The following is a 13273-nucleotide window of genomic DNA, read 5'->3' as shown; positions in this document are numbered from 1 at the left end:
TACTCTATAAAGCTGACGCCGACTTCAAATTAACAATTTAGTTACAATTGAGAATTTATTTCACTAGCAGTAACTAAATGAGAATTGTTGTTATTACAAAACTCATTTAAAATTAAACACTTATTTAAATTTTTAATGAATTTTTGTTTGACTATTCTCAATAACAAGAATAAAATGCACGCAACAAATTAAGTTGTATTGTGATCTATCTATTAACAATTAAGGAAAGGAGTTGGTTATGCTGAGCAAAGCGATTACAGCAAAATTAAATGAACAAATTAATCTTGAATTCTATTCATCAAACGTTTATTTACAAATGAGCGCATGGTGCTATAAACACGGTTATGAAGGTGCTGCGGCATTTTTACTTCGCCATGCAGATGAGGAATTAGAGCATATGCAAAAATTATTCACTTATGTAAGTGAAACCAGCGGTATGCCGTTATTGGGTAAAATTGAAGCACCTAAACATGATTATGCTTCATTAAAAGAGGTTTTTGAAACGACGCTTGAGCATGAAAAATTAGTTACGTCCAAAATCAACGAATTGGTTGAATGCACTTTTGCAGAAAAAGACTACTCTAGCTTTAACTTCCTGCAATGGTACGTTGCTGAACAGCATGAAGAAGAAAAATTATTCAATAGTATTGTAGATAAATTTAAACTTCTTGGCGAAAGCGGTACTGCGCTTTACTACATTGATCGTGATTTAAAAACTTTATAATGGATTAGGAGATATAAAATGTTATCAAATGACGTAGTTAAACTATTAAACGACCAAATGAATTTAGAGTTTTACTCTTCTAATTTATACTTGCAAATGAGCGCTTGGTGCGAGCAACAAGGTTTTGAGGGCGCAGCGAAATTCTTATCGGCTCATGCGGCAGAAGAAATGCAGCATATGCGTAAGTTATTCACTTATTTGAATGAAACCGGAGCATTGGCAATCATCACTCAAATTGATGAGCCACCGCATCAATTTTCGTCATTGAAACAAGTGCTTGAATTGACTTATGAACATGAAAAGTTAATCACGTCTAAGATTAATGCATTGGTTGGTAGAACATTTGAGGAAAAAGACTACTCTGCCTTCAACTTCTTGCAATGGTATGTTGCGGAACAACACGAAGAAGAAAAATTATTCAGCGGAATTTTGGATAAATTGAATCTTCTTGGTGAAGATGGCAAAGGTTTATTCTTGGTTGATAAAGATTTAGGTGCTTTAGCAGAAAGTAACTAAATGATGATTTAAAAGGCTAAGTTAAATAACTTAGCCTTTCTTTTTGTTTATTAGTTATCTATTGCTCTCTTGCTATTCTCTGAAAGTGCGGTGTTTTTTTCGTGCGTTTTTAATGGCGTTTCATTAGCCTCATGATGAAATGTGCGATAAAAAAATGCAACAAGTAGAATTACCAGCATCAACACAATTTGAGCTAAGCGTTTTTTAGTTAGTTTTTCAGCAGCCATATATCCTCACCTATGTTTATGCTTCTTAAATTAATGAATTAGTGGTATTATTGAGCTAGATCAATTTTACACGATTTTTTTTCAATTTTTCTGGAATTTGGGGAATAAATGAAAATTTTAGCGACAGAGACAAAATTAGGACGTCGAGTTCAATCCGGGGGATGTGCCATTCATTGTCAAAATTGTAGTATTAGCCAACTATGTATTCCTTTTACATTGAATGAACATGAGTTAGATCAATTAGATAACATTATTGAACGTAAAAAACCTATCCAGAAATCCCAAGTGCTTTTTAAGGCCGGTGATGAACTTACCTCACTCTACGCTATTCGCTCCGGCACAATCAAATCTTATACCATCAGTGAAACCGGTGAGGAACAAATTACGTCTTTTCATTTGCCCGGCGATTTGGTCGGTTTTGATGCCATCATGAATATGCAACACCCGAGTTTTGCCCAGGCATTAGAGACCGCAATGGTGTGCGAGATTCCTTTTGATATTTTAGATGACTTGTCCGGCAAAATGCCTAAATTGCGCCAGCAAATTATGCGCCTGATGAGCAATGAAATTAAAAGTGATCAGGAAATGATTTTATTACTTTCCAAGATGAATGCGGAAGAACGTCTCGCCGCCTTTATTTATAACTTGTCACAACGCTACTCTGCGCGTGGTTTTTCTGCTAGAGAATTCCGCTTAACCATGACGCGTGGTGATATTGGTAATTATCTTGGATTAACCGTTGAAACGATCAGTCGCCTGCTTGGACGCTTTCAAAAACTGGGTGTTTTGTCGGTGCAAGGAAAATACATTACGATTAATAACATGGCGGAATTAATCGAACTCTCCGGCACCAATAAAACCAAAATCAAAATGGTTATCTAATCTTCTCTCTTTTATTCGATGTGGCATAAAATGTCGCATCGAATCACCTTTTTAAGATGCCCGCCTTGTTATTTTTTCAATAATGTTCTACTCTATTTAAAGCCAACAAATGGAGGTTGTATATGAAATTCAATAATATACTGGTGGTTTTAAATCCCGAAAATGATAAACAATATGCCCTTGCCAGAGCAGTTCGTTTAGCTCAAGAGCAAAAAAGCCAATCCCCTGTCAAAATTACGCTTTTCCTCGCAATTTACGATTTGTCTTATGAAATGTCCGCATTGCTTTCTTCGGAAGAAAGGTCAGAGATGCACAGAAATGTCATTGAACAGCGTAAACTAGCCATTCAACCCTATATTGAAAAGTATGCCTCCGATGGCATTGAATTTGCAACGACAGTCGTTTGGAACAGCAATGAAGCAGAAGCCATTGCGACTGAAGTGGAAACTCAAGGCTATGATTTAGTCGTGAAATATACCAAAGCCGAAGAAAGCCTGAAATCACTTATTGTGACACCGGTTGACTGGCAATTACTGCGTAAATGTCCGGTGCCGATTTTAGTGGTGAAGGACGGCGATTGGAAACATCAACGGCGAATTCTAGTTGCCGTCAACGTGTCCGATGACGAAAACGAAGCGCACAGCTCATTTAACGACGAATTAGTGTCGTTAAGTATGGATTTAGCGGATTCCCTTGATCGCGGCAATATCCACCTTGTTACCGCTTATCCGCCGACACCGATTAATATGGCAATCGATTTGCCGGAATTTAGCTCAGGTGAATACAGTAGTGGTTTACGCGGACAATATTTGATTAATATGAAGGCGTTACGTCAAAAATATGGCATTAATGAAGATCACACCCATGTGCTTGAAGGTTTCCCGGAAGATGTCATTCCGCAAGTGGCGGAACAAATTGAAGCCGAATTGGTGATTTTAGGTACTATCGGCAGAACCGGGCTTTCAGCGGCATTCTTAGGTAATACTGCGGAGCATGTGATTAGTAAATTAAACTGCAATTTATTGGCGATTAAGCCGTCTAAAAAAGACGATTAATGAAAATTTTGGCGTAGTACGTATTTTTATATTGACTACGCCCTTTTTTTGCTTTACTTTTTTTTCTCTGCAAAATTACTTTCTATTCATTTAACTTATTCAACCAACAAAGGAAAAACAATGAAAAAATCATTATTGATCACATTATTAGGACTGGCAGGTTTAGCGCAAGCTCATGAAGTTTGGGTATCTGCACCATCACATATTGGCGCTCAAGACGTGTTAAAAGCCGATCTGGCATACGGAGATTTCCCTTATGCGGAGAAAATTGCCGATGACCGTCTGCACATCTTCCCTCCCCTTGAATTAAACGATAAAAACGGCAATTCGACCGCATTAAAACAGCAAGGGGAAAATTATCAATACACCGCAGAAAAACCGTTAGAGGAAGGTTCTTATTGGATTACAGCGACATATCGCCCGACATTCTGGTCAAAAAATGCAAAAGGCTGGAAGCAGGAAAATATGCAACAAATGAAAGATGCCGTTTATTGCGAACAAACCCAAATGTTTAGCAAAAGTTTGGTTACGGTGGGAAATAAAGTTGATCCAACGCTCTATAAAGAAAAATTAGGTCAGGAATTGGAAATTGTGCCATTAAAACCGCTATCTGAATTAAAAGAAGGCGAGCTTTTCCCGCTGCAAATTTTCTACCGTGGTAAACCGCTTGCCGGTGAAACCGTTATTGCAACGGCAGATACCGTTGTGGCGAAAGACCCTGAATCAACGGACGATCACCGTGAAGTGCAAGGTTTTTCCAACAAAACCGATAAAAACGGCAAGGTGAATTTCCTGCCATTGGTTGAAGGATTATGGAAGGTAAAAGTGGTACATAAAACACCGTTTAATGACCCTAAGGTGTGTCAGCATTCGGCAAATTACGCCACTATCGTGCTACCGGTCGGTGAAAAACGTGCCGAATATAAACCTCGCGAGCACCATCACCACCACTAACATAGCTTTATGAATAAAAAGTGCGGTCAAAAATTTAAGTATTTTTTCGACCGCACTTTTTTCACAAAAGATGAAAGGGAATTTAAGTTATTTCTTCCGCTCTACCCATTTTCCATCAATAAAATCTACAATCCATTTCGTCGCTTTGCCATTCTTTTCAGAAGTCACATATTGACGTTTTTCCTTACGGCTAAAACGAATAATCGCTTCGTTGCCTTCCGGATCAGTTTGCGGCGCATCCGCCAAATAGCTTAACTTTTCCGGTAAACGATCACGATATAACGCTAACTCCGCCACTTTAGGCGCACGGGTTTCGCGGGATTTCGGGAAGTTATGGGCTGACATAAACACACCGCCGGCGCCATCCCGTAACACAAAATAGGCATCGGATTTTTCGCATTTCAATTCAGGGAAATGAATCGGTTCTTCTTTCGGCGGCGCGACTTCACCGTTTTTCAGAATTTTACGCGTATTATCGCACTGCGTGCACGCCATGTATTTGCCAAAACGCCCCAGTTTGAGGTGCATCTCGCCGCCGCATTTATCACATTCCACAATCGGACCGTCATAGCCTTTAATCTTAAACTTGCCTTCCTCGACCAAATAACCGTCACAATTCGGGTTATTGCCGCAAATATGCAGTTTACGATGCGGATCGATAATGTAGCTGTCCATCGCCGTACCGCATTTCGGGCAGCGTTTACGCTCCATCAGTGCTTTGGTTTCCGAAGCATCGTCTAATACGTTTAACAATTCTGCTTCCGGAATCAAATTAATGGTGGTTTTGCAACGCTCTTTCGGCGGCAAGGAGTATCCGGTACAACCTAAGAACACGCCCGTGCTGGCGGTTCTGATTGCCATATTGCGACTACAAGTCGGGCAACTGATATTCGTCTCGACCAAATTATTCGGGCGCATACCGCCTTCCAATTCGTCTAATTCCGCTTTTGTCAGTTGCGTAGAGAAATCTTTGAAAAACTGATTTAATTCGGTTTTCCAGTTTTTCTCGCCGGAAGCAATTTGGTCCAGCACATCTTCCATGTTGGCGGTGAAATCATAGTTCATTAAATCAGCGAAAGACTGATTCAAGCGATCGGTGACGATTTCGCCCATTTTTTCCGCATAAAAACGGCGGTTTTCCGTGCGTACATAACCGCGTTCCTGAATGGTGGAAATGATCGCTGCATAAGTGGAAGGACGACCGATACCGCGTTTTTCCAACTCTTTAACTAGCGCCGCTTCAGAAAAACGTGCCGGCGGTTTGGTGAAATATTGTTGTGGCTGAACGTCCTGTAAATTCAGTTTGTCATTAACGGCAACAGCCGGTAATGCCTGATCTTCGGAAGATTTACTTTGTTGCGGCAACACTTTCGTCCAACCGTCAAAGCGTAAAATGCGTCCTTTCGCCGTTAAAGTGTAGTCCCCTGCTGCTACGGTTAATGTGGTGCTGTCATATTGTGCCGCAGGCATTTGGCAAGCGACGAACTGACGCCAAATTAAATCGTATAAACGCACAGCATCTTTTTCCATTCCCGTTAAGTCATCCAAACCGACGTTAATATCGGATGGTCGAATGGCTTCGTGAGCTTCCTGTGCATTGTCTTTGCTGGAATAGAAATTGGGTTTTGCCGGTAAATAAGTTTGTCCGTAATGTTTTTCGATATAACCGCGCACCATGTTTAACGCGTCTTGGCTCAAATTAGTGGAGTCGGTACGCATATAGGTGATGTAGCCTGCCTCATACAAACGTTGCGCCAACATCATTGTTTTTTTTACACCAAAGCCCAAGCGGGTGCTGGCGGTTTGTTGTAAGGTTGAAGTAATAAACGGCGCTCTTGGTCTGGAACTGGTCGGCTTGGTTTCCAAATCGGAAATTACATAGTCGGATTTACTTAAAAAATCCACCACACTTTGCGCTTGTTCGGCATTCTTCGGTTCGAATTTTTTGCCTTTAAATTGCGTGACATCCAAGCGAATTTCATTGCCTTTCGGTGTGTTGGTTAAAACCGCAACTTCCCAGTACTCCTGTGGCACAAATGCCTTAATTTCACGCTCCCGTTCAACAATAAGCTTGACCGCCACCGATTGCACACGACCGGCAGACAAACCGCGCGCCACTTTTTTCCAAAGTAACGGCGACACCATAAAGCCCACGACACGGTCTAAAAAGCGACGGGTTTGCTGTGCATTAACGCGATCCATGTTCAAATGTTCCGGATGCTCAAAGGCTTGCTTAATGGCGTTTTTAGTGATTTCGTTGAACACCACACGGCTATAACGATCGTCATCGCCGCCAATCACTTCACGTAAGTGCCAAGCGATGGCTTCCCCTTCTCTATCCAAATCGGTTGCGAGATAAATATGATCAGCTTTTTTGGCGAGGGACTTCAGTTCGGCAACCACTTTTTCTTTGCCGGGTAAAATTTGATAGTTGGCTTTCCAACTGTGATAAGGATCAATGCCCATGCGTTTGACCAGTGCATCCTGTTCTTTCTTTTGTTTTACAGCCTGTTTTTCTTCCGCACTGAGTCCTTTGGTGGAAATGGCTTTGGCTTTTTCTCCGGTAGCGGAACCCACGGTCGGCAAATCGCGAATATGCCCCACACTGGATTTCACTACATAATTGTTTCCTAAATATTTATTAATGGTTTTCGCCTTCGCCGGCGACTCCACAATAACCAAGGATTTACTCATTATTATTACCTAATTCCGATTAATTTGTGTAAAATTGCCCGCTATATTGCTAACTATCTTCAAGCAGGTCAACTACTTTTTTCCAAAAGGCGCAATAAATGGACAAACTCAATGCAATTTCAATTTTTTGCAAAGTCGTTGAAACACAAAGTTTCACCCAAGCGGCGGCATTACAAAATATTTCTGTCGCCATGGCGAGCAAACTGGTTTCTCAACTGGAAGAACAACTAAAAACCCGTTTGTTACAACGTACCACCCGCAAAATCGTGCCGACGGAGGCCGGTAGTATCTATTATCAACGTTGCCAGCCTATTTTGTTGGAACTGGAAGATGCCGAATCCAGCATCAGCAACCTCTCTACCTCCCTGCAAGGCAATTTAACCGTTTCCGTACCACGGGATTTCGGCTTGCGATTCATCACCCCGAATCTTGCCCAATTTATTAAGGCGCACCCGAATTTGCACATGGAAATTGAATTTAATGATCGGGTCATTGATTTGGTGAGCGAGGGATTTGATTTAGCCTTGCGGATCGGTTATTTACAGGACAGCTCATTGGTGGCGAAAAAGATTGCTACCTCCTCCATGCACTTTGTGGCGTCTCCCGACTATCTGGCAACACACGGCATCCCGCAAACGCCGGAAGAATTGGAACACCACGACTGCCTTTTATATAAAGCCACCGGTAATCAAATTTATTGGGAATTCAGTAAATACAATAAAATTCAGCGCATCAAAATGCGCTCAAAGCTGGTGTGTAACAACGGCTTAACGCTTACCTCTTTATGTGTTGCCGGGCTTGGCATTATTAATTCACCACGCTTTTTTATTGAGGAAGAACTGGCTTCAGGTAAATTAGTGGAAATTCTGGCGGATTATCGCCAACAAGATTTGGATTTACATATTGTCTATCCGCACCGTCGCCATCTGGCAGCGAAAGTCAAAGCCTTCATCGATTTCATCAGCCAGCTGGATTTGTGTAAGGCGAAGCCGTAAAAGTGCGGTTGTTTTTTTAGGTGTTTTTTATGACCTTGTTTATTTTAAGCAAGGTCATTTTTTATATTCAGAACAAAAGGAATATGTTCAGGTAACGGGGCTAATCTGCCCAATTCCACCCAGGCGCAAGGAAAGTGAAAATCCGATCCCATGGAAGCTGCAAGTTGGTGTTCTTCCGCCAGTTTCACCAATAGCTGATACTGATCGCGGCTTTGTCCGCAACCGGAAATTTCCATCGCATCACCGCCCCATCCTTTGAAATTTTCCGCCAGTTTACGTACCCATTTCATCGTCATGGTATAACGCAACGGGTGCGCCAACACCGCCACGCCGCCCGCTTGGTGAATAATGTCGATGGTGGTCGGAATATCCGCCCATTGCGGCTTCACATAAGCGGATTTGCCCTGCCCCAAATAACGCTTAAAGGCTTGTCCGTCATTGGAAACCTTACCGATTTGCACCAAATGACGGGCATAATGGGCGCGGGTCACTTCGCCTTCTCCGGCTAATTTTTTAGCTTCCGCGTAAGCATTTTCCACGCCGATTTTTTCCAGTTTTGCACCGATCTCCTGCGCTCGAATATCACGTAAGCGGGCTTGTTCAATTAAAAGTGCGGTCATTTTTTCATGTGAAATATCAAATCCCAAGCCGACAATATGAATGGAGCGATTTTCCCACAAAGTTGAAATTTCTACACCGTTAATCAGCCGAATACCTAATTTTTCCGCCTGTTGTCGCGCCTCCGCCATACCGGCAACGGTATCATGATCGGTCAGCGCCAACACGTTCACGCCTTTTTCATGGGCACGCAATACCACTTCTGTCGGCGACAATACGCCATCGGAAGCGGTGCTGTGGCAATGTAAATCGTATTTGGTCATCGGCTTTCCTATGAATTATTTTGAATGACGTAATTATCCTCATCAACAATTACGGCTTGGCTATTGGTTAAAGGCAATAAATTCAATTTGGATTGATAAGTCTGAACGGTTTCCTTTGCGCTTTCTTCAAAAGGAAATTCGCCATAATGCGGAACAACGGCAAAATCAACTAAATTTAATGCCGTATAATCGCTCAAATCGGTAGCCACATTTTTATCATCCATAATTTGATTATATTCAATATCTAGGGCAGTAATAATGGCGCCGGCAGATTCACCGAGATAAATCATGCCCTCATTAATTCGGCTTTTTATAGCGGATAATAAATGCTTTCTTTTTAATTCTTGCAATAAATAAAAGGTATTGCCGCCGGAAATGTAAAGGTACGGCGTATGATTTAGTTTCTCTTTAATCACTTCTTCCGTTTCTTGGGCAATATCCAAAACATCGACTTCAAAACCTAATGTCTGAAAAATATTTTTTGCCTCATTGATGTATTCAACGTAGCTTTCCATATTACCGGCAGTGGGGATAAACAACACCTTTTGCGATAGGGAATGTTGTTGTAGAAATTGTGTAAAAAGATTTTCTACGCCCGCAAAATAAGAGGCTAAAAATAATGTTTTCATATTATTTCTCCGTTACTTAATCGCCTGAACCAAGTCTTTCACAAGTTTTGGTCCGTGGTAAATCAAGCCTGAATACACCTGTAACAGTTCAGCGCCCGCTTGGATTTTTTCTTGGGCATTTTGTACGCCGTCAATGCCGCCGCTGCCGATAATCGGGATTTGTCCTTTTAGCTCTTGGTACAAGCGACCGATAATTGCCGTGCTTTTGTGTTGTAATGGTTTTCCGCTTAATCCGCCCTGCTGTTCGGCATTCTTTAAGTTTGTGACGTTGTCGCGCGAAATGGTCGTATTGGTGGCAATCACACCGTCCATTTTATGCCGTAATAAGGTATCGGCAATTTGAATCAGTTCCGCCTCCGTTAAATCCGGTGCAATTTTCACTGCAATGGGAACATATTTGTTGTATTGCGTTGCCAGTTCTTTTTGGCGGGTTTTGATACTTTGCAGCAAATCATCAAAGTAATCACCGTATTGTAATTGGCGCAGATCAGGCGTGTTCGGCGAAGAAATATTGACGGTGATGTAGCCAGCGTAGTTATAGGCTTTATTCAAACAAATCAAATAATCGTCTTTGCCCTGCTCTAACGGCGTCAGTTTATTTTTTCCGATATTAATGCCAAGCACGCCGTCATAGTTGGCTTTTTTGACGTTTTCAATCAGGTGATCGATACCATAATTATTGAAACCGTTACGATTGATAATGCCTTCCGCCTCAATTAAGCGAAATTGGCGCGGTTTGGCATTCCCTTCTTGCGCCAAAGGGGTCACCGTTCCCACTTCAATAAAGCCAAAGCCCATGGCGCCGAAACCGTCGATAGCTTCACCGTTTTTATCCGCCCCCGCCGCCAAACCGATAGGGTTTTTAAATTTAATGCCCATGACGGTTTTTGGTGTACCTTGCGGGCAATTTAAAAGCTGTTTTAACAGGAAATGAAACGGCGGATATGCCGCCAAACCGAGGGCTTTTATGGCTAAGTTATGGGCGTTTTCGGCATCAAGGGCGAAAATCCCTTTGCGAATCAAAGAATACATACTCGTTTATCTCTCCGGATAGTTAACTGTCGAATGAAAAAGTGCGGTCAAAATTAACCGCACTTTTTGGTGTTACTGTAACGCTTTTTCGATTTTTTCGTATAAATCGCGGGATAAATCTTCCGTTTCGCTAATACGCTCCAGCGCGCGTTTCATCAAAGTTTGGCGCTGTGCGTCATAACGGGCGAAACGAATTAACGGTTCAATTAAACGGGAAGCCACCTGCGGGTTGGTTTTATTCAGTTTAATCAAAATATCCGTTAAGAAACGATAGCCGGAACCGTCAATTGCGTGGAAGGCTTTCAGGTTTTGCCCCGCAAAGGCGCCGATTAGGGAACGCACGCGATTCGGATTGTTGAAATTAAAGCTCGGATGATCCATTAACTGCATCACATTTTGCAACACATTGTCTTCCGGACGGGTAGCTTGTAATGCAAACCATTTATCCATCACCAAGCCGTCATGTTGCCATTTTTGTTCAAAATCGGACAACAGATTATCACGACAAGGCAGTTTTGCTTGTGTCGCCGCAGTTAACGCCGCTAATGTATCGGTCATGTTATTGGAATAAGTGTAATGTTTATTCACCAAATTATTGCCGATATTGGTATAAGCCAAATAGCTCAAGCAAACATTGCGCAGTTTGCGCAAGGCGATGTCTTGGCGCTCGATTTTGTACTCGTCCAAGCGAATTTGATTGTAGGTTTTAAACAACAATTCCTGCAGATTTTCCGCAATGGCGCGCGCCATAAATTCACGCACCGCACTGATCGCATCAGGGTCAATGGTTTTGAATAACTCGGCGAATTCCGTGGCTTTCGGTAAAGTTAAAATCAAGCTGGTAAGTTCGACATCTTTTTGATAATTGGTCAGAATTTGCTGCAATACGGCTACGGTTTCGGCAGAGAAATCCAATTCCACGCCTTGCTGATAGTTTGTTACGTTACGGCGTAATTCCGCATTCAGTAACATCTGTGCCGCATCCCATCGAATAAAGCCGTTTTCGGCGAATTTCACCAAGGTTATCAACTGCTGAGTTTTATAGTCGTAATCTAATTTCACCGGGGCAGAGAAATCGCATAACAGCGCCGGCACCGGTTTGGTATAAATATTGTGGAATTCAAAAGTTTGATCTTTTTGTGTGATGTTCAGCACATTGCCCACAACGCCCTCGGAATCATACAAGGTTTGCGCAACGCCGTTTTCATCATATAAGGCGATTTTCAACGGAATGTGTAAATTCACTTTTTCCATTTGATCAGCGGTCGGCGGCGTTAATTGAGACACTTGTAATTGATATACGTGGTTTTTTTCGTCATAACGATCGCTGATGGTCAGCTCAGGCGTACCGGATTGGCTATACCAACGGCGGAATTGTGCTAAATCCAAATCATTGGCACGCTCCATGGCAGACACAAAATCCTCGCAGGTCGCCGCTTTGCCGTCGTTTTCCGAAATATATAACTTCATGCCCTTTTGGAAGCCTTTTTCGCCCAACAAGGTATGCAACATACGAATCACTTCCGCGCCTTTTTCATACACGGTAACCGTATAGAAGTTATTCATTTCAATGACTTTTTCCGGGCGAATCGGATGCGCCATCGGACCGGCGTCTTCGGCGAATTGCACGGTACGCAGGAATTTTACGTTATTAATGCGATTCACCGGGCGGGAACCGGTGTCGGAAGAGAATTCCTGATCGCGGAATACCGTCAACCCTTCTTTCAAACTTAACTGGAACCAGTCGCGGCAGGTCACGCGATTGCCCGTCCAGTTGTGGAAATATTCGTGCGCGATCACACTTTCAATCGCCAGATAATCATCGTCCGTTGCCGTTTGCGGATTCGCCAGCACATATTTATCGTTAAAAATGTTCAGCCCTTTGTTTTCCATGGCGCCCATGTTGAAGAAGTCAACGGCGACAATCATGTAAATATCCAGATCGTATTCCAAATCGAAGCGTTCTTCATCCCATTTCATAGCGCGCTTCAGACTTTGCATCGCCCAGTCTGCACGGTCTAAATTGCCTCGATTAACATACAACTCCAACGCCACTTCACGTCCGCTTTTAGTCACGAATTTATCTTGCAGAACATCAAAATCCCCTGCCACTAAGGCAAACAAATAGCTTGGTTTCGGAAACGGGTCATTCCATTCCACCCAATGACGTCCGTCATCAAAATCGCCTTCGGCAATACGGTTGCCGTTGGAAAGTAGAAACGGGTATTTAGCTTTGTCGGCAGTGATTTTGGTGGTGTAACGCGCCAATACATCCGGGCGGTCTAACATATAGGTTATTTGACGAAAACCTTCCGCTTCACACTGGGTGCAAAAAGCCTCGCCGGATTGATACAAGCCTTGTAATGACGTATTTGCCGCAGGATTTAAAATGGTGGTAATTTCCAATTCAAATTGGTCTGCATCCACTTGCGCCAAGTCTAAGGTTAAGCTTTCGTGATCCTGTTGATATTGGGAAAACGGCTTGCCGTTTAATTTAATGGAAGAAAATTGGAAATCGTGTCCGTCTAAACGTAATGTGGTGCTCTTTTCGTTGAGACGTTGATATTGACTTGTAGCAACCACTAAGGTTTTTTCCGGCTCTAATTGGAAATCAAGGTAAATATCGGTGACGGTGAAATCGGGGGTTTGGTAATCTTTTCTGTATTTGGCTTTAGCGTACATAA

At 42.4% G+C, this 13273-nt stretch carries 12 protein-coding genes; 6 read left to right on the top strand and 6 right to left on the bottom strand.

Going from position 1 to position 13273, the window contains the following annotated elements; genetic code table 11:
• Positions 1–238: 238 nt before the first annotated feature.
• Together ftnA (DK430_RS02225) and ftnA (DK430_RS02220) are read left to right on the top strand one after the other, a co-directional pair.
• A complete protein-coding gene (gene ftnA / locus DK430_RS02225; protein WP_109077492.1) occupies positions 239–724 on the top strand; it encodes a non-heme ferritin in 486 nt (161 codons plus the stop codon).
• 18 nt (positions 725–742) lie between these two features.
• Positions 743–1240 (top strand): non-heme ferritin, encoded by a 498-nt coding sequence (gene ftnA, locus DK430_RS02220; protein WP_109077491.1) that lies wholly within the window; start codon positions 743–745, stop codon positions 1238–1240.
• A 50-nt stretch (positions 1241–1290) separates the two neighbouring features.
• Here the strand turns inward: ftnA (DK430_RS02220) and DK430_RS13250 are convergent, their stop codons facing one another.
• Positions 1291–1467 (bottom strand): hypothetical protein, encoded by a 177-nt coding sequence (locus DK430_RS13250; RefSeq protein WP_204352502.1) that lies wholly within the window; start codon positions 1465–1467, stop codon positions 1291–1293.
• Between the two features lie 108 nt (positions 1468–1575).
• Here DK430_RS13250 and fnr point away from each other — a divergent pair, with 108 nt between their 5' ends.
• From fnr to DK430_RS02205, 3 genes are all read left to right on the top strand, one after another.
• The gene (fnr, locus tag DK430_RS02215; protein ID WP_109077490.1) at positions 1576–2349 is read left to right on the top strand and encodes a fumarate/nitrate reduction transcriptional regulator Fnr; all 774 of its coding nucleotides are present in this window, start codon (positions 1576–1578) and stop codon (positions 2347–2349) included.
• Positions 2350–2471: 122 nt separating this feature from the next.
• A complete protein-coding gene (gene uspE, locus DK430_RS02210) occupies positions 2472–3404 on the top strand; it encodes a universal stress protein UspE (protein WP_109077489.1) in 933 nt (310 codons plus the stop codon).
• 120 nt (positions 3405–3524) lie between these two features.
• Entirely contained in the window at positions 3525–4358 is an 834-nt protein-coding gene (locus tag DK430_RS02205) for a DUF4198 domain-containing protein (protein WP_109077488.1), read from the top strand.
• Positions 4359–4445: 87 nt separating this feature from the next.
• On the opposite strand, the gene topA is transcribed toward DK430_RS02205, so the two are convergent.
• Positions 4446–7052: a type I DNA topoisomerase gene (gene topA / locus DK430_RS02200; RefSeq protein WP_109077487.1), complete on the bottom strand. Its 2607-nt coding sequence runs from the start codon at positions 7050–7052 to the stop codon at positions 4446–4448.
• Positions 7053–7150: 98 nt separating this feature from the next.
• Between topA and DK430_RS02195 the strand changes: the two genes are divergently transcribed.
• On the top strand, positions 7151–8047 hold the full coding sequence (locus tag DK430_RS02195) for a LysR family transcriptional regulator (protein ID WP_109077486.1): 897 nt from the start codon (positions 7151–7153) through the stop codon (positions 8045–8047).
• Between the two features lie 44 nt (positions 8048–8091).
• Here the strand turns inward: DK430_RS02195 and DK430_RS02190 are convergent, their stop codons facing one another.
• From DK430_RS02190 to pepN, 4 genes are all read right to left on the bottom strand, one after another.
• A complete protein-coding gene (locus DK430_RS02190) occupies positions 8092–8928 on the bottom strand; it encodes a PHP domain-containing protein (RefSeq protein WP_109077485.1) in 837 nt (278 codons plus the stop codon).
• Positions 8929–8936: 8 nt separating this feature from the next.
• Positions 8937–9557: a Type 1 glutamine amidotransferase-like domain-containing protein gene (locus DK430_RS02185; protein WP_109077484.1), complete on the bottom strand. Its 621-nt coding sequence runs from the start codon at positions 9555–9557 to the stop codon at positions 8937–8939.
• Between the two features lie 12 nt (positions 9558–9569).
• Positions 9570–10589, bottom strand: a complete 1020-nt coding sequence (gene pyrD / locus DK430_RS02180) for a quinone-dependent dihydroorotate dehydrogenase (protein WP_109077483.1) — start codon at positions 10587–10589, stop codon at positions 9570–9572.
• A gap of 72 nt (positions 10590–10661) precedes the next feature.
• Positions 10662–13271: an aminopeptidase N gene (gene pepN / locus DK430_RS02175; RefSeq protein WP_109077482.1), complete on the bottom strand. Its 2610-nt coding sequence runs from the start codon at positions 13269–13271 to the stop codon at positions 10662–10664.
• Between the last annotated feature and the right edge of the window lie 2 nt (positions 13272–13273).

The sequence above is a fragment of the Aggregatibacter kilianii genome (assembly GCF_003129965.1).
Lineage (GTDB): Bacteria > Pseudomonadota > Gammaproteobacteria > Enterobacterales > Pasteurellaceae > Aggregatibacter > Aggregatibacter kilianii_A.
The sequence above is the reverse complement of the archived record's forward strand: the minus strand, read 5'-3'. Positions and strand labels throughout refer to the sequence as shown.

What these genes read in the sequence shown, in the direction of transcription:
- ftnA (WP_109077492.1), top strand. Translation starts at nt 239, where the DNA reads ATGCTGAGCAAAGCGATTACAGCAAAATTAAATGAACAAATTAATCTT.
- ftnA (WP_109077491.1), top strand. Translation starts at nt 743, where the DNA reads ATGTTATCAAATGACGTAGTTAAACTATTAAACGACCAAATGAATTTA.
- DK430_RS13250 (WP_204352502.1), bottom strand. Translation starts at nt 1,467, where the DNA reads ATGGCTGCTGAAAAACTAACTAAAAAACGCTTAGCTCAAATTGTGTTG.
- fnr (WP_109077490.1), top strand. Translation starts at nt 1,576, where the DNA reads ATGAAAATTTTAGCGACAGAGACAAAATTAGGACGTCGAGTTCAATCC.
- uspE (WP_109077489.1), top strand. Translation starts at nt 2,472, where the DNA reads ATGAAATTCAATAATATACTGGTGGTTTTAAATCCCGAAAATGATAAA.
- DK430_RS02205 (WP_109077488.1), top strand. Translation starts at nt 3,525, where the DNA reads ATGAAAAAATCATTATTGATCACATTATTAGGACTGGCAGGTTTAGCG.
- topA (WP_109077487.1), bottom strand. Translation starts at nt 7,052, where the DNA reads ATGAGTAAATCCTTGGTTATTGTGGAGTCGCCGGCGAAGGCGAAAACC.
- DK430_RS02195 (WP_109077486.1), top strand. Translation starts at nt 7,151, where the DNA reads ATGGACAAACTCAATGCAATTTCAATTTTTTGCAAAGTCGTTGAAACA.
- DK430_RS02190 (WP_109077485.1), bottom strand. Translation starts at nt 8,928, where the DNA reads ATGACCAAATACGATTTACATTGCCACAGCACCGCTTCCGATGGCGTA.
- DK430_RS02185 (WP_109077484.1), bottom strand. Translation starts at nt 9,557, where the DNA reads ATGAAAACATTATTTTTAGCCTCTTATTTTGCGGGCGTAGAAAATCTT.
- pyrD (WP_109077483.1), bottom strand. Translation starts at nt 10,589, where the DNA reads ATGTATTCTTTGATTCGCAAAGGGATTTTCGCCCTTGATGCCGAAAAC.
- pepN (WP_109077482.1), bottom strand. Translation starts at nt 13,271, where the DNA reads ATGTACGCTAAAGCCAAATACAGAAAAGATTACCAAACCCCCGATTTC.